This window comes from Kocuria arenosa (assembly GCF_042879215.1).
Classification (GTDB): Bacteria; Actinomycetota; Actinomycetes; order Actinomycetales; family Micrococcaceae; genus Kocuria; species Kocuria arenosa.
This window is the reverse complement of sequence record NZ_JBHZTA010000006.1, coordinates 44,425-65,629: the sequence shown is the minus strand read 5'-3', so window position 1 is coordinate 65,629 and position 21,205 is coordinate 44,425. Positions and strand designations below refer to the sequence as shown.

Here is a 21,205-nt window from a genome sequence, read left to right as displayed (position 1 = left end):
CCGGACAGCGACCCGGCACGCACCGGGTAGGCTCGGTCGCGGGCCGGAGCGCCCCGTGCCGCACGCCTCCCGAAAGGAACCCCGCCGATGCCCGTACGCCCCGACGGCGCCGAGGACTACGACGTCCCCGTCCTCACCGACGGCACCGTGGTGCTGCGCCGGCTCGAGGAGCGCGACGTCCCGCAGCTGGCCGGCAACTGCGCGGACCCTGCGGCCGCGGAGTTCACCACCGTGCCCCTGGGCTACACGGAGGCCGATGCGCGCTGGTACGTCGAGGAGTTCGTCCCCGCGGCCTGGCGCGCCGGGCGCGAGTACAACTGGGCGGTCGCGGACGCCCGCACCGACCGGCTGCACGGGACGGTGGGACTCAACGCCCTGCGGGGGACCACGGCGGACATCGGGCTCAACTTCGGACCCCACGCCCGCGGCACCGGCGCCGCGGAGGCCGCCTGCCGGCTGCTGCTCGAGCACGCCTTCGGGTCCCTGGGCCTCACCCATGCATACTGGATGGCGAAGGTCCCCAACTGGGCCAGCCGCAAGCTCGCCTGGAGGCTCGGCTTCCGCTCCCCGGTGCGGATCGACGGCTTCATGGAGCAGCGCGGCGCCTCGGTCGACGCCTGGATCCTGACCCTCGGCGCGGAGGACCCCCGCTCCCCGCAGGCCCCGTGGGACGGCCCGCCGTCCCCGGCCGCCGCCCGCCCGGAGGAGCCCGGCGGCCCGCACCGGCCCGTGCGGCCGCAGCCCACCCCGCCCCGACCCTGACCTGCCTGTCCCGTTCCTGCGAGGAGAACCGTGTTCCGCTGGCGAGATCTCTCTGACGTCCCCCCGGGCTTCGGCCCGTCCGTGGTCACCATCGGCAATTTCGACGGTGTCCACCGGGGCCACCAGCGGGTGCTGTCCCAGCTCGTCGACTCCGCCCGCGAGCGGGGCTGGGCCTCGGTGGTCGTGACGTTCGACCCGCACCCCGCGCAGGTGCACCGTCCCGGCAGCCACCCGGGGCTGATCATGGGCACCGAGGACAAGCTGGACGCCCTCCAGCGGACCGGCGCGGACGCCGCCCTCGTGCTCGAGTACACCCTGGAGTTCGCGGACCAGTCCACCGAGCAGTTCGTGCTCGGCACCCTCGTGGGACCGCTCGGGGCACGCTGCCTCGTGGTGGGCGAGGACACGCGCCTGGGCAAGGACAACTCCGGCAACATCAACACGCTCCAGGAGCTGGGGCGGCGCCACGGGTTCGAGGTCCGGGTGGTCGACGACCTGCTCGATCCCCTGCACGAGGAGCACCCGGAGCACGCCCCGGCGGCGACCACGGCGGGGGGACGGCGCTGCTCCTCCACGTGGATCCGGGCCTGCCTGCAGGCGGGCGACGTCCGCGCGGCCGCCCGGCTGCTCGGACGCCACCACCGGATGCGCGGCGAGGTGGTGCACGGGGCCGCCCGCGGGCGGGAGCTCGGCTACCCCACGGCCAACCTGTCCCCGGACGCGGCCGGGTTCGTCCCCGCGGACGGGGTGTACGCCGGGTGGCTGGTCGACGCCCACGGCACGCGCTGGCCCACCGCGATCTCCGTGGGGTCCAACCCCACGTTCGAGAACGTGCCCCGGCAGGTCGAGGCGCACGTCATCGACCGCCCCGAGGAGCGGGTCGAGGACTTCGACCTCTACGGCCAGGAGGTGGTCGTGGAGTTCGTCGCCCGGCTGCGCGGGATGGTGGCCTACGAGGGCGTCGACAAGCTCGTCGCGCAGATGGACGACGACGTCGAGCGCACCCGGGGCATCCTGGCGGCCGAGGCCTGAGCCCCGGCCCGCCCGCTACATCTCCTCGTGGCTGTTCGGGTCGTAGCCGGACCCGCTGATCCCCGTGTGCAGCATCTGCATCCGGTGCATCTGGTCCTCGTCCAGCTCCCAGTCGAAGACGTCGAGGTTCTCGGCCATGCGCCGCGGGTCGGAGCTCTTCGGGACCGGCACGGTGTGCGACTGCAGGTGCCAGCGGAGGACGACCTGCGCCGGGGTCCGGCCCGTCCGCCGGGCGATGCCCGCGATCCACTCGTGCTGGAGCAGATCGGTCTTGCGGCCCAGCGGGGACCAGGCCTGGGTGACGATGCGGTGCTCCCGGTGGAACTCCCGCAGCCGCTCCTGCTGGTACTGGGGGTGCAGCTCCACCTGATTGACCGCCGGCGTCTCGCCGGTCTCCTTGACCAGGCGCCGGATGTGGGTGGGTGTGAAGTTGGACACCCCCACGGAGCGGACGAGTCCTTCCTGCTGCAGCTCCAGCATCGTCCGCCACGTCTCGACGTACCGGCCGACCGAGGGGTTCGGCCAGTGGATGAGGTAGAGGTCCACGTGGTCGGTGCCCAGGCGCCGCAGGGAGCCCTCGAGCGAGCGGCGCACGGAGTCCGTGCCGTGGTCCCGGCCCGGCAGCTTGGTGGTGAGGAACAGCTCGTCGCGCGGCACGCCGGCCGCCGCGACCGCGCGCCCCACGCCGGTCTCGTTGCCGTAGTTCACCGCGGTGTCCACCATCCGGTACCCCAGCATCAGGGCCTCGGCGACGTCGGCCTCGGCCGCGGCGTCGTCCATGGGGTAGGTGCCCAGCCCGATCGCGGGAATGCGCCGGCCGTCCCGCATCGTGTGCGTGCGGTCGGCGACCGCCAAGCCCCGCCCGTCCTTCTCGTCCTTGCTCACGCGCTGCTCCTGCTCGTCTCGTCGTGCCGGTCCCGTCCCGGCGCCCGGAGGCCCGGGCCGGTGTCCCTCCCATCTTGGCCCACCGGCCGGGGGACGCCCAGCGCAGCGCGCCGCGCCGCCCGGGGGTGGGGCGGCGCGCCCCGGTCCGCTAGACTGGACGGCGGTCCGACTGCAGTCCGTGGTTGTCGGACCCCCGGGAGCTCCCGGGACCCGGCGACGAGCCCGTCGCCCGGGCCGCACGGTACTGACTCGAACGGAGTTACACGTGGCACTCGACGCCGCCATCAAGCAGGAGATCATCAAGGACTTCGCGACCCACGAGGGCGACACCGGTTCGCCCGAGGTGCAGATCGCGGTCCTGACCCGCCGGATCGCCGATCTGACGGAGCACCTGAAGCAGCACAAGCACGACCACCACACCCGCCGCGGCCTGATGGCCCTGGTCGGTCGCCGTCGCCGCATGCTGACCTACCTGCGCGACACCGACATCACGCGCTACCGCACGCTCATCGAGCGGCTCGGCCTGCGCCGCTAGTCGGCACCCGGCGGCGTCCGCCCGGCAACGGGAGGACGCCGCCGAGCACCACGCCCGCACGGCACGGCAGCCGGACGGGCGCACCGCACCACCAGAGACAAGCACCATCGAACACCAGACGGGGCCACCGCGCCGATCATTCGCGGTCCTCGGTAGTGATCTCCGGACACCGGACGGCCCCCGCGGCCCCGGCCCTTCCGTGGATCTCGATCGAAGACCGGGTGACGCGCGGACGGTCCCGCCGACACGAAACGGAGGTGACCCTTGGAGGGTCCCGAGATCCAGTACGCCGAAGCCGTCATCGACAACGGCTCCTACGGAAAGCGCGTCGTGCGCTTCGAGACCGGCCGCCTCGCCAAGCAGGCCGCCGGCTCCACCCTCGTCTCCATCGACGAGGACACCACCATGCTCGCCGCCACCACGGTGGGCAAGTCCCCCCGCCAGGGCTTCGACTTCTTCCCCCTGACGGTCGACGTCGAGGAGCGGATGTACGCCGCCGGGCGCATCCCGGGCTCGTTCTTCCGCCGCGAGGGCCGTCCCTCCACGGACGCGATCCTCACCTGCCGGCTCATCGACCGCCCGCTGCGCCCCGCCTTCGGCAAGGGCATCCGCAACGAGGTGCAGGTCGTCGTCACGATCCTGTCCATGAACCCGGACGAGATCTACAACACCGTGGCGATCAACGCCGCGTCCATGGCCACGACCCTGTCCGGGATGCCCTTCCAGGGCCCCGTCGGCGGCGTGCGCGTGGCGCTCATGGCCGGCGACAACGGCCAGCACCAGTGGGTGGCCTTCCCGAAGCACTCGCAGCTCGAGAACGCCGTGTTCGACATGGCCGTGGCCGGCCGGGTCGTCACCGGCAAGGACGGCACCGAGGACGTCGCGATCATGATGGTCGAGGCCGAGGCCACCGACAACTCCTGGAACCTCATCAAGAACAACGGCGCCGTGGCCCCCACCGAGGAGCTCGTGGCCCAGGGCCTCGAGGCCGCCAAGCCTGCCCTCAAGGCGCTGTGCGACGCCCAGGCCGACCTGCGGGCCCGCGCCGGCAAGCCGGAGATGGAGCTGCCCCGCTTCGGCGGCTTCGGGGACGACGCCCGCGAGGCCGTCGCGGCCTCCGTCGGCACCCGCCTCGCCGAGGTCTACTCGATCGCCGACAAGCAGGAGCGCGAGACCGCGACCGACGAGCTGCACCAGGCGACCCTCGCGGAGCTCACGGGGGAGGGACAGCCCTTCGCCGAGCGCAAGGACGAGGTCAACGGCGCCTACCAGGCGCTGACCAAGCAGACCGTGCGCCAGCGGATCCTCACCGAGCAGGTGCGCATCGACGGCCGCGGCCTGACGGACATCCGCCAGCTCACCGCCGAGGTCGAGGTCCTGCCGCGCGTGCACGGCTCCGCGATCTTCGAGCGCGGCGAGACCCAGATCATGGGCGTGACCACGCTGAACATGCTGAAGATGGAGCAGCAGATCGACTCGCTGTCGCCCGTCAAGCACAAGCGCTACGTGCACCACTACAACTTCCCGCCGTACTCCACCGGCGAGACCGGCCGCGTGGGCTCCCCGAAGCGCCGCGAGATCGGCCACGGCGCCCTGGCCGAGCGCGCCATCACCCCGGTGCTGCCCTCCCGCGAGGAGTTCCCCTACGCGATCCGGCAGGTCTCCGAGGCGCTGAGCTCCAACGGCTCCACGTCCATGGGCTCCGTCTGCGCCTCGACCCTGTCGCTGCTCAACGCCGGTGTGCCCCTGCGCGCGCCGGTCGCCGGCATCGCCATGGGCCTGGTCTCGGACGAGGTCGACGGGGAGACCCGCTACGCCGCGCTGACCGACATCCTGGGCGCCGAGGACGCGCTGGGCGACATGGACTTCAAGGTGGCCGGCACCTCCGAGTTCGTGACCGCGATCCAGCTCGACACCAAGCTCGACGGCATCCCCTCCTCGGTGCTGGACGCCGCGCTGACCCAGGCCCGCGAGGCCCGGCTGCACATCCTCGGGGTGCTCAACGCGGCCATCGACCAGCCGGACGAGATGAGCGAGTTCGCCCCGCGCGTGATCTCCGTGACCGTCCCCGTCTCCAAGATCGGCGAGGTCATCGGCCCCAAGGGCAAGATGATCAACCAGATCCAGGAGGACACCGGCACCGACATCTCGATCGAGGACGACGGCACCGTCTACATCGGCGCCACCGACGGCCCCTCGGCCGAGGCGGCCCGCGCGGCGATCAACGCGATCGCCAACCCGCAGGTCCCCGAGGTCGGCGAGCGCTACCTGGGCACCGTGGTCAAGACCACGACCTTCGGCGCCTTCGTCTCCCTCACCCCCGGCAAGGACGGCCTGCTGCACATCTCGGAGCTGCGCAAGCTCAACGAGGGCAAGCGCGTCACCGACGTCGAGGACGTCCTCGGCGTGGGCCAGAAGGTCCAGGTCGAGATCACGAAGGTCGACGACCGCGGCAAGCTGTCCCTGGCCCCCGTGGTCGCCGAGGAGCCGAACGTCTTCCCTGAGGACGACGACGCCACCGAAGCCGCCGAGGCCTGAGCCGGGCCGGTCCCGAGCACAGCACCGCACGAGCACAGAAAGCAGCACAGCTGGATGACGGCAGTCGATCTGCCGCTGGAGGCGGGCGACCGCGGCCCGGGGAGCACCCCGGGCCCGGACGTCCGCCTCTCGGCGGTTCCCCGCAGTTCCCCCTCCGCCACGGCCCTGACCACGGCCGCCGCGGGGTTCAGCCACACCCTCCACGAGGGCGCCGGCGGCAACGTGGTCCGCCGCACGGTCCTGCCGTGCGGCACCCGGGTGCTCACCGAGCGGATGCCCGCCCAGCGGGCCGTGACGGTCGGCTTCTGGGTCGGCGTCGGCTCCCGGGACGAGCAGCCGGGCCGGCTGGGCTCCACGCACTTCCTCGAGCACCTGCTGTTCAAGGGCACCGAGCGGCGCTCGGCGCTGCAGATCGCGGAGGCCTTCGACGAGGTGGGAGGTGAGTCCAACGCGGCCACGGCCAAGGAGCACACGTGCTACTACGCGCGGGTGCTCGCCGAGGACCTGCCGATGTCGATCGACGTCATCACCGACATGGTGACGTCGGCCGCCCTGGACCCGGACGAGCTCGAGCGGGAGCGGGGGGTCATCCTCGAGGAGCTCGCGATGGACAAGGACGACCCCGAGGACGTCGCCTTCGAGGAGTTCACCCAGCGCGTGCTGGGAGCCCATCCCCTCGGCCGGCCCATCGGCGGCACCCCCGAGGAGATCCTCGCGGTGCCCCGCGACGCGGTGGTCGAGCACTACCGCCGCCACTACCGGCCCGAGGGCCTCGTGGTCACGGCCGCCGGCGGCCTCGAGCACGACGTCGTCGTCGCCCTCGTCGCCGAGGCCCTCGAGCGCGCGGGCTGGGACCCGGCCGTCCCCGCGGCCCCCCTCCCGCGGCGCGGGCGCACCCCGGCGCCCCTGGTGCCGGACTGGGGCGAGCACTTCCTGGAGCGGCCCGTGGAGCAGACCAACGTGGTCGTCGGCCGGCCCGGGCTCGTGGCCGGGGACGACCGCCGCTTCGCGATGACCGTGCTCAACGCGGCCCTGGGCGGCGGGATGTCCTCCCGGCTGTTCCAGGAGATCCGCGAGAAGCGCGGCCTGGCCTACAGCACGTTCTCCTTCTCGGGGGCCTACTCGGACGCCGGCTACTTCGGGATGTACGCCGGGTGCCTGCCCGCGCGCACCGACGAGGTCGTGGCGCTGATGACGGGCGGGCTGGAGACGCTCGCCCGGGACGGCATCGGGGCGGACGAGCTGCGCAAGGTCGTCGGCCAGCTGGGCGGGGGCACCGTGCTCGCCCTCGAGGACACCGGCTCGCGGATGTCCCGGCTGGGCTCCGCGGAGCTGAAGTCGGGGGAGTTCCTCGACATCGACGAGTCCCTGGACCGGGTCCGCTCCGTGACCCCGGAGCAGGTCCGGGAGCTCGCCGGGTGGCTGGCCGAGGGGCCCGTCGTGACCACCATCGTGGCGCCCACCCGCCGCTGACCGGGCGCCGCCGCCGGCACCCCGGCGGCGGCCCCACCCGTCCCGTGACCTAGAGTTGGAGCCATGACCGAGCGCACCGCCACCGAGACCACCACCGCCACGGCGCCCCCCGCCTCCGAGCTCCGGGTCGCCGTCCTCGGCGCCCGCGGCCGGATGGGCAGCGAGGCCGCGCAGGCCGTCCGGCGCGCCGACGGGCTGCAGCTCGTCGCGGAACTGGACCACGAGGACTCCCTCGAGGTCCTGGTCGCGGCGGGCGCGCAGGTCGTGGTCGACTTCACCGTCCCCTCGGTCACGGAGCACAACGTGCGCTTCGCCGTGGAGCACGGCATCCACTGCGTCGTGGGCACCACCGGCTGGGACGACGAGGGCCTGGACCGGACCCGGGCGCTGCTCGCCCAGCACCAGGGCGTGGGCGTGCTCATCGCCCCCAACTTCTCCATCGGCGCCGTCCTGGCCATGCGCTTCTCCGCGCAGGCCGCCCGGTTCTTCGAGTCCGTCGAGATCGTCGAGCTGCACCACCCGGACAAGGTCGACGCCCCCTCGGGCACGGCCGCGCGCACGGCCGCCCTCGTCGGCGGGGCCCGGCGGGCCGCGGGGGTCGCGCCGTCCCCCGACGCCACCACGCAGGACCCGGACGGGGCCCGCGGCGCGCTCGTGGACGACGTCCGCGTGCACTCCGTGCGCCTGCGCGGGCTGGTCGCCCACCAGGAGACGCTCCTCGGCAACCTCGGGGAACAGCTCACCATCCGGCACGACTCCTTCGACCGGATCTCCTTCATGACCGGCGTGGTGCTCGGCGTCCGGCAGGTCGTCTCCCACCCGGGGCTCACGCACGGTCTCGAGGACTACCTCGACCTGGGGCTGTAGAGCCGATGGACTCGATCCGGGTTTGGATCTGGGGCCTGTTCGCGGCGGCCCTGCTGACCCTGTGGCTGCTGCCGATCCCCGGCGGCTCGAAGCTGTGGATCCTCGCGGTGCTCGTCTTCGCGGGCGTCTTCACGCTCCTGGAGTCGACGAGCAGGGCGAAGCTGCTCGCCGCGGCCATGGTGACGCTGCTCGTCGTCTACCTGGGCCTGAGCCTGCACCGCGCGGTGCTGCTGCTGGGCACGGACGGCTGGATCGCCAAGGCCTTCGGCGTCGCCATGCTGGTGCTGCCGGCCGTGGGCGTGTGGGCGCTGGTGCGCGAGGTCCTGTTCGGGGTCCGGACCGAGCAGCTCGGCCGGACCCTGCACGAGGAGGGCGGGCTGCCGCCCGACGACCTCCCGCGCACCCCCGGCGGGCGCATCGTGCGGGAGGCCGCCGACGAGCGCTTCGGGACCTGGCGGGCGCAGACCGAGGAGGACCCGGGCGACTGGCGCAACTGGTACCGGCTCTCCCTGGCCTACGCGGCCGCCGGGGACCGGACCCGCGCCCGCTCCGCGATGCGCGACGCCGTGGCCCTCTCCCGCGGGCGCGCCGCCCGCAACGTGGAGCCCGCCGACCCCCCGGGCGAGGGGCGGGCCTGAGACACCCGGCGAGCACGACCGGCCCCGTGGACGGCACGGAGACCGCCCGCCGCACGGCCGGCCGGGCCCGGGTCCCCGCGGCCGCGGGGGGCCTCGACCGCCCGCCCGCCGGTGCCCCCGGCGCGAAGGCGGTAACCTGGCACCCATGACTGCCAACGCCTCGCCCTCCTCCGCCGACCTCCCCGCGACCCGGTCCGAGCCCCTGTTCGGGACGCTGCTCACCGCGATGATCACCGTCTTCGCCGAGGACGGCTCCGTGGACCTGGACGCCACCTCGGCCATGGCCGAGCAGCTCGTCGACGACGGCTGCGACGGCCTCGTGGTGTGCGGCACCACGGGCGAGTACTCCACCATGACCGACGAGGAGAACCTCTCCGTGTTCCGCGCCGTCAAGGACGCCGTCGGCTCCCGCGTGCCCCTGCTGGCGGGCACCGGCTCCAACGACACCGAGCACTCCCGCTACCTCTCCCGCGCGGCCGAGAAGCTCGGCATGGACGGACTGCTCATCGTCACCCCGTACTACAACAAGCCCTCCCAGGCCGGCGTCGAGGCCCACTTCCGCAGCCTCGCCGACTCCGTGGACCTGCCGATCATGCTCTACGACATCCCCGGCCGCGCCGGCATCCCGATCGCCACCGAGACCCTGATCTCCCTGGCCGGGCACCCCAACATCGTGGCCGTCAAGGACGCCAAGGCGGACCTGGTCGCCGCCACCCGGGTGCTGGCCGAGACCGACCTGCTCTACTACTCGGGCGACGACGGCCTGACCCTGCCCTGGATGGCCATCGGCGCCGCCGGGCTCATCGGCGTCACCACGCACGTGGCCACCGCCCGGTACCGCGAGCTCGTCGACGCGATCCGCGCCCAGGACCTCGGCACGGCCCAGCGGATCAACGCGGAGCTCGAGCCCGTGGTCCGCGCCACCATGACGCGCGCCCCCGGCGCCGTCGCGGCGAAGACGATCCTCCAGTGGCAGGGCCGGCTGCCGCACAACACCGTGCGGCTCCCGCACGTCCCGCCCACGGAGGCCGAGGCCGCCCTGATCCGCGCGGACCTGCAGGGCTCGGTCATCTCCGACACCCTTCTCGAGACCATCGACTGACGAAAGGGGTCCCATGACCCAGTGGCACACCGACCTGTCGGCCCCCCCCGCCCTCGGCAAGGACGTCCTGCGCGTCGTCCCGCTGGGCGGTCTGGGCGAGGTCGGCCGGAACATGACGGTGTTCGAGATCAACGGGCAGCTGCTCGTGGTCGACTGCGGCGTGCTCTTCCCCGAGGAGACCCAGCCGGGCGTGGACCTCATCCTCCCCGACATCAACCACATCGTCGACCGGCTCGACGACGTCGTGGCCGTGGTGCTGACCCACGGCCACGAGGACCACATCGGGGCCGTCCCGTACCTGCTCAAGCGCCGCCCCGACATCCCCGTGATCGGCTCCCGGCTGACACTCGCGCTCATCGAGGCGAAGCTCCAGGAGCACCGGATCAAGCCCTACACCATGGCGGTGCGCGAGGGGCAGGTCGAGCGGCTCGGCGAGTTCGAGTGCGAGTTCGTGGCCGTCAACCACTCGATCCCCGACGCGCTCGCGGTGTTCCTGCGCACGAAGGCCGGCACCGTCCTGCACACCGGCGACTTCAAGATGGACCAGTTGCCGCTCGACGGCCGGATCACCGACCTGCGCCACTTCGCCCGGCTGGGCGAGGAGGGCGTGGACCTGTTCCTCACCGACTCCACCAACGCCGAGGTCCCCGGGTTCACCCCCACGGAGAAGCACATCGGCCCCGTCCTCGCGGACGTGATCGGCCGCGCGCCCCGGCGCGTGGTCGTGGCGTCCTTCTCGTCGCACGTCCACCGCGTGCAGCAGGTGCTCGACGCCGCCGCCGAGCACGGGCGCAAGGTCGCGTTCATGGGCCGGTCCATGGTGCGCAACATGACCATCGCCGAGAAGCTGGGCTACCTCGAGGTCCCGCCGAACACCCTGGTCGACCAGAAGCGGATCGACGACCACGCGGACTCGCAGCTGGTCATCATGTGCACCGGGTCGCAGGGGGAGCCGATGGCCGCCCTGTCCCGCATGGCCAACGGCGACCACAAGGTCCAGCTCACCGAGGGCGACACCGTGATCCTCGCGTCGTCGCTCATCCCCGGCAACGAGAACTCGGTCTTCCGGATCATCAACGGGCTCATGCGGCTGGGCGCCACCGTGGTCCACAAGGGCACCGCCAAGGTGCACGTCTCCGGGCACGCCGCCGCGGGCGAGCTGCTGTACTGCTACAACATCGTGGAGCCGGGGTACGTCATGCCGGTGCACGGCGAGGTCCGGCACCTGGTCGCCAACGGCAAGCTCGCCGAGGAGACCGGCGTGCCCACCGACCACGTGCTCCTGGCCGAGGGCGGCACCGTGGTGGACCTGGCCGACGGCGAGGCGCGGATCACCGGCCAGGTCGAGTGCGGCTACGTCTACGTGGACGGCTCCTCCGTGGGCACCATCACCGACGCCGACCTCAAGGACCGGCTCGTGCTGGCCGAGGAGGGCTTCATCTCCGTCATCACCGTGGTGAACCGGGACACCGGCAAGGTCGTCACCGGCCCGGACGTGCACGCCCGCGGCGTGGCCGAGGACGACAGCGTGTTCGACGAGATCAAGCCGAAGATCACGGCCGCGCTCGAGGACGCCATCAACCACTCCGGCAAGAACCACACCACCCAGCAGCTCCAGCAGGTGGTGCGCCGCACGATCGGCTCGTGGGTCAGCCGCCGGCTGCGCCGCAAGCCCATGATCGTCCCGGTCGTCATCGAGGCCTGAGCACCCGGTCTCCGCCCGTGCGGCACCGCGGACGGGGGGAGACCGTGGTCTACCCTGGGAGCATGGCGACTCGTACTTCCCCCGCCCGCAAGGGCGCCTCGACGTCGCGTGGCAAGAACAGCACGTCTTCTGCGCGGTCGTCGGGATCCAGCCGGTCCACCTCCACCCGCCGTCCGTCGACCGCCGGACGGGGCTCCTCGGCGCCCGCCGAGGGCTCCCCGCGCGTGCTGCACGGGCTGGCCGCCGCCCTGGCGTGGTGCGCCCGCGCCGTCGGGGGCGTCTGGACGGCCCTCGCCCACGTGGTCGGCGGCGCGGTGCGCCGCATGGGCACCCTGCGCACCGACGTGCCCGCGGAGTCCCTGCGGGACGGCGGCGCCCTGTTCCTGCTGCTGCTCGGCCTGCTCGCCGCCGCCGTCGAGTGGTGGAACCTGCCCGGCGCGTCCGCGCCGTGGCTGGCGGTCCCCGCGTCCGCGGTGCACGAGGTCCTCGCCGGGACCTTCGGCTGGACGGCCCTGGTGCTGCCGCTGCCCCTCGTGGGCTTCGCCCTGCGCCGCTTCCGCCACCCCGAGGACACCTCGGCCAACAACCGCATCGCCATCGGGCTGGGCGCCGCCGTCGTCGCGGGCTCCGGCCTGGCGCACGTGCTCCTCGGCCGGCCGTCCCCGAGCCAGGGCCAGGAGGCGCTGCGGAGCGCCGGCGGCTACGTGGGCTTCCTCGCCGCCGACCCGCTGAGCGCCCTCATCACCCCGGTCGGCGCCGGCGCCATCTTCATCGCCGCCCTGTTCCTGTCGGTGCTCGTGGTCACCGCGACCCCCGTCAACCTCATCCTGCCCCGCCTGCGGCAGGGCTACTGGCGGCTCATGGGCCAGGACGGCCCGGTCTCCGCGACCGACGTCTCCGCCGCCCGGCACGACCGCTCCTACCTCGACGAGCACTCCGCGCGCGCCGAGGCGGCCAAGACCCGCCGCGAGAAGCGCCGCGAGCGCAAGGCGGCCGAGGCCGAGCGCCGCGCCCTCGACGGCTACCGCGGGGACGAGGCCTTCGAACGCGCCGTCGTCGACGAGGAGGCCGCCGACGGCCAGGCGCCCACCCGCGTCTTCGACGTCGACTCCGCGCGCGCCGCCCGGCAGCGCGCCGCCGCGGCGCGGACCGCCGCAGGGGCCGCGACAGGGACTGCGGCCGGGCCCGCCGATCCTGCCGCCTCCCCGGCCACCGCCGAGGGGGAGGGGAGCGACGTCCCGCGGCCGGGTCAGAAGCGACCCACCCAGGAGCAGCTCGCCGCCCGCCGGCTCCGCCGGGAGCAGGGTCTCGAGCCGGCCGCGGACACCGCCGCGGGCTCCGGCTCCCCGGCGCTCGAGGACGTGGCCGCCGAGCCCACCGGCTCCACGTCCGTCACCGCACGCACCCACACCCCCGAGTCGCCCATCCCCGCCCGCGCGGAGCAGCTCAAGCTCGAGGGCGACATCGCCTACTCCCTGCCCGCGCCCGGCGCGCTCGTGCAGGGGCCGCCGCCGAAGGAGCGCTCCGAGGCCAACGACGCCGTGGTCGCCTCCCTGACGAGCGTGCTGGAGCAGTTCAACGTGGACGCCGTGGTCACCGGCTTCTCCCGCGGGCCCACCGTCACCCGGTACGAGATCGAGCTGGGCTCCGGCACCAAGGTCGAGCGCGTCACGGCGCTGTCCAAGAACATCGCCTACGCCGTGGCCTCCGCGGACGTGCGGATCCTCTCGCCGATCCCCGGCCGGTCCGCGATCGGCATCGAGATCCCGAACACCGACCGCGAGACCGTCTCCCTGGGCGACGTCCTGCGCTCGCACAACGCCCGCAAGACGGAGCACCCCATGGTGATGGGCGTGGGCAAGGACGTCGAGGGCGGCTACGTGGTGGCCAACCTCGCGAAGATGCCGCACCTGCTCGTCGCCGGCGCCACCGGAGCGGGCAAGTCGAGCTTCGTGAACTCGATGATCGTCTCGCTCCTGATGCGGGCCACCCCGGACGAGGTGCGGATGGTCATGGTCGACCCCAAGCGGGTCGAGCTCACCGCCTACGAGGGCGTGCCCCACCTGATCACCCCCATCATCACCAACCCCAAGAAGGCCGCCGAGGCGCTGCAGTGGGTCGTGCGGGAGATGGACGCCCGCTACGACGACCTCTCGCACTACGGGTACAAGCACGTCGACGACTTCAACAAGGCCGTGCGCAACGGCAAGGTCCAGCCCGAGCCCGGCTCGAAGCGCGTGATCCGGCCGTACCCGTACCTGCTCGTGATCGTCGACGAGCTCGCGGACCTGATGATGGTCGCCCCGCGCGACGTCGAGGACGCGATCGTGCGGATCACCCAGCTCGCCCGCGCCGCCGGCATCCACCTGGTCCTGGCCACCCAGCGGCCCTCCGTGGACGTGGTCACCGGACTGATCAAGGCCAACGTGCCCTCCCGGATGGCGTTCGCGACGTCCTCCGTCACCGACTCCCGCGTGGTCCTGGACCAGCCGGGCGCGGAGAAGCTCATCGGCCAGGGCGACGCCCTGTTCCTGCCCATGGGCGCCTCCAAGCCGATGCGCGTGCAGGGCGCGTGGGTCACCGAGTCGGAGATCCACGAGGTCGTCGACCACGTCAAGGGCCAGATGAAGGCCCACTACCGCCAGGACGTGGTGCAGGAGGCCCCCAAGAAGACCATCGACGAGGACATCGGGGACGACCTCGACGTCCTGCTGCAGGCCACCGAGCTCGTGGTGACCACCCAGTTCGGGTCCACCTCCATGCTCCAGCGCAAGCTCCGCGTCGGCTTCGCCAAGGCCGGCCGGCTCATGGACCTGCTGGAGTCCCGCGGCGTCGTCGGCCCCTCGGAGGGGTCCAAGGCGCGGGACGTGCTCGTCAAGCCCGACGACCTCGCCGCGACCCTCGCCGTGCTCCGGGGCGAGGACCCGCCCGCGCCGCAGGGCGGGTCCGGCGGGTCGGTCGACTACGGCGAGGACCCGGTCGAGGCGTCGCTGGCCCGGACAGCGACCGACCACGGCGACGGCGCCGAGGACCCCGAGGGCTCCGAGGACGCCTGGCAGCTGACCGGCCGCTGAGCCGACCCCGTTCCACCCACCAGGAAGTGAGCACCCGATGAGCCCCGCGGAACCGGTGTCCAACCTCAACCTGCCGAACGCGCTGACCGCCCTGCGCATCGTGCTGGTGCCCTTCTTCGTCTGGTTCCTGTGGGCGGGGGGAACCCAGGGGGAGGACTCCCTGGGCATGCGGTGGGCCGCCCTCGCGGTCTTCGCGGTCGCGATGTACACGGACAAGCTCGACGGCGACATCGCCCGGGCGCGCGGGCTGATCACGAGCTTCGGCAAGATCGCCGACCCGATCGCGGACAAGCTGCTGACGGGGGCCGCGTTCGTGGTGCTCTCGATGCTCGGCGAGCTGTGGTGGTGGGTGACCGTGGTGATCCTCGTCCGGGAGTGGGGGATCACGCTCCTGCGCTTCGTCGTCATCCGCTACGGGGTCATGGCCGCCTCGAAGGGCGGCAAGCTCAAGACCGTCCTGCAGACCGTGGCGCTCCTGCTCCTGCTGCTGCCGCTGGTGCCGCTGGTGGGCGCGTGGTGGCCGTGGCTGGGCTGGATCGCGATGGGCGCGGCCCTCGTGGTCACGGTCGTGACCGGCGTGGACTACGTCGTCAAGGCGGTGCAGCTGCGCCGCCGGGCCCTGGCCGAGCGGGACGCGGCGTGAGGGAGCCGCAGCCGGCCGCCCGGGCGCTCGTCGAGGAGGCCGTCCGCCGGTCGCTCACGGTCGCGACCGCGGAGTCCCTCACGGGGGGCGCGCTGGCCGCCGCCGTCGTCGACGTGCCGGGGGCCTCGGGCTGCTTCGAGGGCGCGGTCGTGTCCTACTCGAACCGGGTCAAGACCGAGGTCCTCGGCGTCCCGGCCCGGCTGCTCGCCGAGCGGGGCTCCGTCGACCCGGACGTCGCGGTCGCCATGGCGGAGGGCGCCCGCCGCCGCCTGGGCACGGACTGGGCCGTCTCCACGACCGGCGTCGCCGGCCCCGAGCCGCACGACGGCAAGCCCGTGGGCACGGTCTACCTGGGCGTCGCGGGCCCGGGCGGGTCCACCGTCCACGAGCTGGCCGCGGCGGGGGACCGGGCCGCGATCCGGGCGGCCGCCGTGCGCGCCGCCCTGGAGCGGCTCACCGCCGCGCTGGTGCTCCCAGCCAACTCCCAGTGAAAAATCGCCCCCTGCGGGGAAGAATGGAACCGTCAGCGGGGTTATCAATGATCGCAGGCTCGAGTTGAGCCGATCGAAGTCAAGATGTCGACCGGCCGGCGCCGGGACACCGTCCGCAGCAGGCGGTGAAGCTGCCGCACACACGAGGAGACAAGCGATTCACATGACCAAGCAACCCGTGTCCGTCAATGGCGTCGTCCGTTGGAAGGACGTGGGCCTCGACGAGGACGACAGCACCGAGACGAAGGACATGAAGATGGGTGTACTCCGCCAGGAGATCGGTGAGGTCCTGCGCAGCGTCCGCCAGCGCCAGGGACGCACCCTCCGAGAGGTCTCCCACAGCGCCCGCGTCTCCCTCGGCTACCTGAGCGAGGTGGAGCGCGGGCAGAAGGAGGCGTCCTCCGAGCTGCTCGCGTCGATCTGCGCCGCTCTGGACATCCCGATGTCCCAGATGCTGCGCGAGGTCGCGGACCGCCTGGCCTACGCCGAGGGCCTCCTGGTCCCGGACACGGTGCCCAGCGATCTCACCGAGCAGTACTCGCGGGAGTTCGGCCGCGTCAACGGCGGCGAGGCCGCCGCGGCGGGCGCCCGCTGATCCACCCGGGCGGCCCGCCGCCCGCCCACGACGTCCCGGAGGGCTCGTCGGTCCCAGGACCGCCGGGCCCTCCGGCCTGTGCCGGGCCGGTCGCACGGATGGCAGGATGGACGGGCACGACCGCCCGCCGGCGGCACGAGGAAGGAGGACGCGGATGAGGCTGAGCAGCTTCTGGCAGCTCATGGCCGACGAGTTCGGCGCGGGCTACAGCAAGGTCCTGGCCCGGGACCTGGTGCTCGGGGAGCTCGACCACCGCACGGCCACCGAGGCCATCGAGGCCGGCGTCGATCCGCGGGCCGTGTGGTTCGCCCTCTGCCGGGCCCAGGACGTCCCCGAGTCCCGCTGGTGGGGCGTGGACCGGTCGCCCCGGGACTGACGCGCGCCGGGTTCCCGGCGTGCCCGTGGACCCGGGGCCGCTTCGAAGGTATATTCGAAGGCGCGGGGCGGACTGCACAGCCCGGCCCGCCCTGGGTCGGTGATCCCCGCTCCTCCCCAGACCCCGCGCGAAGGCTTACGGTGTCCGACCCCGGCGATACCGTGGAACACGAAACGACCAGCAGCAACGGTTCCGGCCGCACCGGCGGAACCCCCCGAACACGAGGTGGACCATGGCAGCCAAGGGAAGCAACAAACAGAGCGCCGACCAGCAGTTCGGCAGCGACCGCGAGAAGGCTCTCGAGACCGTCCTCGCGCAGATCGACAAGAACTACGGCAAGGGATCGGTCATGCGCCTGGGCGACCGCCCGGCGACCAAGATCGAGACCATCCCCACCGGCTCCATCGCGATGGACGTCGCGCTGGGCATCGGCGGGTTCCCGCGCGGTCGTGTCGTGGAGATCTACGGCCCGGAGTCCTCCGGCAAGACGACCGTGGCGCTGCACGCGGTGGCCAACGTGCAGAAGGCCGGCGGGATCGCCGCCTTCATCGACGCCGAGCACGCTCTCGACCCCTCCTACGCCGAGAAGCTCGGCGTGGACACCGACAGCCTCCTGGTCTCGCAGCCGGACACCGGTGAGCAGGCCCTGGAGATCATGGACATGCTCGTGGGCTCCGGGTCCATCGACATCATCGTCATCGACTCGGTGGCGGCCCTGGTGCCCAAGGCCGAGATCGAGGGTGAGATGGGCGACAGCCACGTGGGTCTGCAGGCCCGCCTCATGAGCCAGGCGCTGCGCAAGATCACAGGCCGGCTCTCCCACTCGAACACCACCGCGATCTTCATCAACCAGCTGCGCGAGAAGATCGGCGTGTTCTTCGGCAGCCCCGAGACCACCACCGGTGGCAAGGCGCTGAAGTTCTACGCCTCGGTCCGCGTGGACGTGCGCCGCATCGAGACCCTCAAGGACGGGGCCAACCCGGTGGGCAACCGGACCCGGGCCAAGATCGTCAAGAACAAGATGGCCCCGCCCTTCAAGCAGGCCGAGTTCGACATCCTCTACGGAGAGGGCATCTCCACCGAGGGCGGGCTCATCGACATGGGCGTGGAGCACGGCATCGTCAAGAAGTCCGGGGCGTGGTTCACCTATGAGGGCGACCAGCTCGGCCAGGGCAAGGAGAACTCGCGCCGGTTCCTCAAGGACAACCCGGAACTGGCCGAGGAGATCGAGCGCCGGATCCTGGTGAAGCTCGGGGTCGTCGAGGAGCCGGAAGCGGCCGAGGAGACCGCGGAGGAGCCGCCCGTGGCCGGGCTGCCCACCGAGGTCGCCGGCCCGGCCTTCTGAGCGGGTCCGTGACCGAGAGCCCGTACGCCCGCCGCCGCCGCCGGTCCTCCGCCCGCCATCGCGGGCCGGAGGGCCCGGCGGCGTCGTCGTCCCCGGCGCAGGACCCCGAACCGGACGCCCGGGAGGTGGCCCGGGCGATCGTCCTGCGCCAGCTCACCGCCTCGGCGAAGAGCCGCAAGCAGCTCGAGGACAAGCTCGCCGACCGCAATGTCCCCGAGGACGTCGCCCGGGAGGTGCTGGACCGGTTCGAGGAGGTCGACCTCGTCGACGACGCCCAGTACGCGGAGCTCTACGTCCGCTCCCGCGCGAGCTCCCGGAAGCTCTCCCGCTCCGCGATCCGGCGGGAGCTCGCCACCCGCGGGGTGACGGGGGAGATCGCCGAATCGGCCCTGGAGCAGCGGACCGACGAGGACGAGCGGGAGGACGCCGCCGAGCTGGTGCGCCGCAAGCTCCCCGCCGGACTGGACCTGACGGACCGCGCCGCGCGGGACAAGGCCGTGCGGCGGCTGGTCGGGATGCTCGGCCGGAAGGGATACCCACCCGGGCTGGCGTTCGCCGTGGTGAAGGAGGAGCTCGAGGCGCGCTCCGGTGCCCCGGTCCAGGACGATGAGACCGGCGAGGAGTACCCGGGGACCCCGTGACCGGGCCCGCCCCGTACAATTGACCGGTGATGTCGACCCCTGCAGCCCTTTCCCCGGCCCCGACCGCGTCCTCCGCCGCCCCGCGCTCCTACGAGGTGCGCACGTTCGGGTGCCAGATGAACGTCCACGACTCCGAGCGGATCACCGGTCTGCTCGAGGCCGCCGGCTACGTCCCCGCCGCCGGCGCCGAGCCGGACCTCGTGGTGTTCAACACCTGCGCCGTGCGCGAGAACGCCGACAACAAGCTCTACGGCAACCTCGGCCAGCTCGTGCCCGCCAAGAAGCGCAACAAGGACCTGCAGATCGCCGTCGGCGGCTGCCTCGCGCAGAAGGACCAGGACACGATCCTCGAGCGGGCGCCGTGGGTCGACGTCGTCTTCGGCACGCACAACATCGGCTCCCTGCCCACCCTGCTGGAGCGCTCGCGGCACAACGCCGAGGCGCAGCTGGAGATCCTCGACGCCCTCGAGGTCTTCCCCTCGACGCTGCCCACCAAGCGGGACAGCGCCTACTCGGGGTGGGTGTCGATCTCCGTGGGCTGCAACAACACCTGCACGTTCTGCATCGTCCCGTCCCTGCGCGGCAAGGAGAAGGACCGCCGGCCCGGGGAGGTGCTCGCCGAGGTGCAGGCGCTCGTCGACGACGGAGCGGTCGAGGTCACGCTGCTGGGGCAGAACGTGAACTCCTACGGCGTCGAGTTCGGGGACCGCGGCGCGTTCGCGAAGCTGCTGCGCGCGTGCGGGCAGATCGAGGGCCTGGAGCGCGTGCGCTTCACGAGCCCGCACCCGGCCGCGTTCACCGACGACGTCATCGACGCCATGGCGGAGACCCCGAACGTCATGCCGCAGCTGCACATGCCCCTGCAGTCCGGCTCCGACCGGATCCTGAAGGAGATGCGGCGCTCGTACCGCTCGAAGAGGTTCCTCGGCATCCTCGACACCGTCCGCGAGCGCATCCCTGAGGCCGCGATCACCACGGACGTCATCGTGGGCTTCCCGGGGGAGACCGAGGAGGACTTCCAGGCCACCCTCGACGTCGTGGCCGCCTCCCGCTTCTCCTCGGCGTACACGTTCCAGTACTCCGTCCGCCCCGGCACCCCCGCGGGGGAGATGGCGGACCAGGTGCCGAAGGCCGTGGTGCAGGAGCGCTTCGAGCGGCTCGTGGCCCTGCAGGACCGGATCGCCGCGGAGGAGAACCGGGCGGTCGTCGGCCGGCGGGTCGAGCTGCTCGTCACCGCGGAGGCCGGCAAGAAGTCCGAGCAGACCCACCGGCTCTCGGGCCGCGCGCGGGACCAGCGGCTCGTGCACTTCTCCGTCCCGGAGGGCGCCGAGGTCCCGCGGCCCGGCGACTTCGTGACGGTCGCCGTCACCGGCGCCGCCGCCTACCACCTCGTCGCCGACCCCCGGTCCCCGCAGGACTACGCGCTGCGGCGCTCGCGGGCCGGTGACGCCTGGGACCGCCGTCAGGCCGCCTCCTGCGGTGTCCCCACCGCCCCGGGCACCGCCGGGCCCGGGCCCGTGAGCCTGGGCATGCCGGACCTGCCCGTCCGGTGACCCGCACGGATCTGCCGGTCGTCGCCGTCGTCGGGCCCACGGGCACCGGCAAGACCGCGCTGGGCGTCGAGCTCGCGCTGCGGCTGGGCGGTGAGGTGGTCAACGCCGACTCCATGCAGTTCTACCGCGGGATGGACATCGGGACCGCCAAGGCGACCGCGGAGGAGCGGCGCGGAGTGCACCACCACCTCCTCGACGTCCTCGACGTCACCGAGGAGGCCTCGGTCGCGGACTTCCAGCGCGCCGCCCGGGCGTCCTTCGCCCGGATCCGCTCCCGGGGCCGGGTCCCCGTCCTGGTGGGCGGCTCCGGCCTCTACGTGCGCGCGGCCCTCGACGTGCTCGAGCTGCCCGGCACCGACCCCGCGGTGCGGGCGCGGATCGAGGGCGAGCTCGCGCAGCGGGGCCCCGGCGCCCTGCGGGAGCGGCTCCGCCAGGTGGATCCCGAGTCCGCCGCCCGGCTGCAGGACGAGCGGCGGCTGGTGCGCGCCCTGGAGGTGTGGGAGCTCACGGGCCGCCCGTTCACCTCCTTCATGCCCCGCCGCGAGCACGTGGAGCCCACGGTGCAGATCGGCCTGGACGTCGAGCGCGCCGAGCTCCACGACCGGCTCGCCCGGCGGGTCGGGGCCATGGTCGAGGCCGGCCTGGAGGCCGAGGTGCGCGCGCTGGCGGCCCGCGGGCTGCGTGAGGGGCGCACGGCCTCCCGGGCCCTGGGCTACGGGCAGTTCCTCGACGTGGTGGACGGCCGCGCCACCGTGGAGGAGGCGGCCGGGGCCACCGTGGTGGCCACCCGCCGCTTCGCCCGCCGCCAGCTGACCTGGTTCCGCGCGGACCCCCGGGTGCACTGGCTGGACCCGTCCGCGCCCGGCCTCGTGGAGCGCGCCGTGGGACTCGTCGAGCGGTCCGCGGGCTGACCCGCGGACGGGGCCCTCGGGCGCGGTGCGCGGCCGCGT

19 protein-coding genes are annotated in these 21,205 nt (G+C 73.0%); 18 read left to right on the top strand and 1 reads right to left on the bottom strand.

Annotation, left to right across the window (positions count from 1 at the left end; translation table 11 throughout):
• The first annotated feature begins 87 nt into the window (after positions 1-87).
• Together ACFYE3_RS11535 and ACFYE3_RS11530 are read left to right on the top strand one after the other, a co-directional pair.
• Positions 88-762: a GNAT family N-acetyltransferase gene (locus ACFYE3_RS11535; protein ID WP_387609195.1), complete on the top strand. Its 675-nt coding sequence runs from the start codon at positions 88-90 to the stop codon at positions 760-762.
• 30 nt (positions 763-792) lie between these two features.
• Positions 793-1,794 carry a bifunctional riboflavin kinase/FAD synthetase gene (locus tag ACFYE3_RS11530; RefSeq protein ID WP_387609192.1) on the top strand — a complete coding sequence of 334 codons (1,002 nt, stop codon included), beginning with the start codon at positions 793-795 and terminating at the stop codon, positions 1,792-1,794.
• 15 nt (positions 1,795-1,809) lie between these two features.
• On the opposite strand, the gene ACFYE3_RS11525 is transcribed toward ACFYE3_RS11530, so the two are convergent.
• Positions 1,810-2,679, bottom strand: a complete 870-nt coding sequence (locus tag ACFYE3_RS11525; protein WP_387609190.1) for an aldo/keto reductase — start codon at positions 2,677-2,679, stop codon at positions 1,810-1,812.
• A gap of 265 nt (positions 2,680-2,944) precedes the next feature.
• Between ACFYE3_RS11525 and rpsO the strand changes: the two genes are divergently transcribed.
• The 16 genes from rpsO (at position 2,945) to miaA (ending at position 21,166) form a co-directional block, all read left to right on the top strand.
• A complete protein-coding gene (gene rpsO / locus ACFYE3_RS11520; protein WP_017832923.1) occupies positions 2,945-3,214 on the top strand; it encodes a 30S ribosomal protein S15 in 270 nt (89 codons plus the stop codon).
• A 264-nt stretch (positions 3,215-3,478) separates the two neighbouring features.
• Positions 3,479-5,752 (top strand): polyribonucleotide nucleotidyltransferase, encoded by a 2,274-nt coding sequence (locus tag ACFYE3_RS11515; RefSeq protein WP_387609187.1) that lies wholly within the window; start codon positions 3,479-3,481, stop codon positions 5,750-5,752.
• Positions 5,753-5,806: 54 nt separating this feature from the next.
• Positions 5,807-7,225 (top strand): M16 family metallopeptidase, encoded by a 1,419-nt coding sequence (locus ACFYE3_RS11510; protein ID WP_387609185.1) that lies wholly within the window; start codon positions 5,807-5,809, stop codon positions 7,223-7,225.
• Positions 7,226-7,288: 63 nt separating this feature from the next.
• Entirely contained in the window at positions 7,289-8,092 is an 804-nt protein-coding gene (dapB, locus tag ACFYE3_RS11505; protein WP_387609183.1) for a 4-hydroxy-tetrahydrodipicolinate reductase, read from the top strand.
• A gap of 5 nt (positions 8,093-8,097) precedes the next feature.
• Positions 8,098-8,730, top strand: coding sequence for a hypothetical protein (locus tag ACFYE3_RS11500; protein WP_387609181.1), 633 nt, complete (start codon positions 8,098-8,100; stop codon positions 8,728-8,730).
• Positions 8,731-8,875: 145 nt separating this feature from the next.
• Positions 8,876-9,832, top strand: a complete 957-nt coding sequence (gene dapA, locus ACFYE3_RS11495) for a 4-hydroxy-tetrahydrodipicolinate synthase (protein ID WP_387609178.1) — start codon at positions 8,876-8,878, stop codon at positions 9,830-9,832.
• Between the two features lie 13 nt (positions 9,833-9,845).
• Positions 9,846-11,537 carry a ribonuclease J gene (locus ACFYE3_RS11490; protein WP_387609175.1) on the top strand — a complete coding sequence of 564 codons (1,692 nt, stop codon included), beginning with the start codon at positions 9,846-9,848 and terminating at the stop codon, positions 11,535-11,537.
• A gap of 62 nt (positions 11,538-11,599) precedes the next feature.
• Complete coding sequence (locus ACFYE3_RS11485) at positions 11,600-14,611, top strand: FtsK/SpoIIIE family DNA translocase (RefSeq protein ID WP_387609172.1); 3,012 nt, start codon at positions 11,600-11,602, stop codon at positions 14,609-14,611.
• A gap of 37 nt (positions 14,612-14,648) precedes the next feature.
• Positions 14,649-15,254 (top strand): CDP-diacylglycerol--glycerol-3-phosphate 3-phosphatidyltransferase, encoded by a 606-nt coding sequence (gene pgsA, locus ACFYE3_RS11480; protein ID WP_387609170.1) that lies wholly within the window; start codon positions 14,649-14,651, stop codon positions 15,252-15,254.
• Positions 15,251-15,745, top strand: coding sequence for a CinA family protein (locus ACFYE3_RS11475; RefSeq protein ID WP_387609168.1), 495 nt, complete (start codon positions 15,251-15,253; stop codon positions 15,743-15,745). The genes pgsA and ACFYE3_RS11475 overlap by 4 nt, the downstream gene beginning before the upstream one ends.
• Positions 15,746-15,908: 163 nt before the next feature.
• Positions 15,909-16,340, top strand: a complete 432-nt coding sequence (locus tag ACFYE3_RS11470; RefSeq protein WP_017832912.1) for a helix-turn-helix domain-containing protein — start codon at positions 15,909-15,911, stop codon at positions 16,338-16,340.
• 154 nt (positions 16,341-16,494) lie between these two features.
• Positions 16,495-16,716 (top strand): DUF3046 domain-containing protein, encoded by a 222-nt coding sequence (locus tag ACFYE3_RS11465; RefSeq protein ID WP_387609166.1) that lies wholly within the window; start codon positions 16,495-16,497, stop codon positions 16,714-16,716.
• A 232-nt stretch (positions 16,717-16,948) separates the two neighbouring features.
• Positions 16,949-18,061: a recombinase RecA gene (recA, locus tag ACFYE3_RS11460; protein WP_387609165.1), complete on the top strand. Its 1,113-nt coding sequence runs from the start codon at positions 16,949-16,951 to the stop codon at positions 18,059-18,061.
• An 8-nt stretch (positions 18,062-18,069) separates the two neighbouring features.
• Entirely contained in the window at positions 18,070-18,702 is a 633-nt protein-coding gene (locus ACFYE3_RS11455) for a regulatory protein RecX (protein ID WP_387609163.1), read from the top strand.
• Between the two features lie 29 nt (positions 18,703-18,731).
• The gene (gene miaB, locus ACFYE3_RS11450) at positions 18,732-20,255 is read left to right on the top strand and encodes a tRNA (N6-isopentenyl adenosine(37)-C2)-methylthiotransferase MiaB (protein ID WP_387609551.1); all 1,524 of its coding nucleotides are present in this window, start codon (positions 18,732-18,734) and stop codon (positions 20,253-20,255) included.
• Positions 20,252-21,166 carry a tRNA (adenosine(37)-N6)-dimethylallyltransferase MiaA gene (gene miaA / locus ACFYE3_RS11445; RefSeq protein WP_387609161.1) on the top strand — a complete coding sequence of 305 codons (915 nt, stop codon included), beginning with the start codon at positions 20,252-20,254 and terminating at the stop codon, positions 21,164-21,166. The genes miaB and miaA overlap by 4 nt, the downstream gene beginning before the upstream one ends.
• Positions 21,167-21,205 lie beyond the last annotated feature (39 nt).